Annotated in this window: 1 protein-coding gene; it reads left to right on the top strand. The window is 73.6% G+C overall.

Features of this window, described 5'->3' with window-relative positions:
* Positions 1–571: glucuronate isomerase (locus RF638_RS16130; RefSeq protein WP_368842474.1), on the top strand; the 571-nt coding region annotated here is incomplete at both ends.

The raw sequence follows: 571 nt of genomic DNA, 5'->3' as shown, positions 1-571 counted from the left end.
GCGCTGATCGACGAGGCGCACGCCGACGAGCTCTACGACCGGCTCCAGGAGATCCTGCAGGACCCGTCCTTCCGGCCCCGGCAGCTGTTCGACCGCTTCCGGCTGGAGGTCCTGGCCACCACCGACGACCCGCTGGACGACCTGGAGGCGCACGCCCGCCTGGCCGCGGACGAGACGTTCGCCGGGCGGGTGCTGCCGACCTTCCGGCCCGACGCGTACGTCAAGTTCTCCGGGCAGGGCTTCGCCGAGAAGGCCCGGCGGCTGGTCGACTCCGCCGGCGAGGGGACCGGCGGGTACGAGGGATACCTGCGCGCCCTGGAGAACCGCCGGCGGTACTTCATCGACCACGGGGCCGTCTCCGCCGACCACGGCACGCTGACCGCCCGGTCCCTGCGGATGGACCCCGCCGAGGCGGCCCGCCTGTTCGAGAAGGGCCTGCGCGGCGAGGCCACGGCGGAGGAGGCCCACGCGTTCGAGGCGAACATGACCTACCAGTTCGCGCGGATGGCCGTCGAGGACGGGCTGGTCATGACGCTCCACCCGGGCGTGCACCGCAACCACTCCCCGCGGG

The sequence above is a fragment of the Kocuria sp. CPCC 205235 genome, assembly GCF_040980905.1.
Classification (GTDB): Bacteria; Actinomycetota; Actinomycetes; order Actinomycetales; family Micrococcaceae; genus Kocuria; species Kocuria carniphila.
The sequence above is the reverse complement of the archived record's forward strand: the minus strand, read 5'-3'. Positions and strand labels throughout refer to the sequence as shown.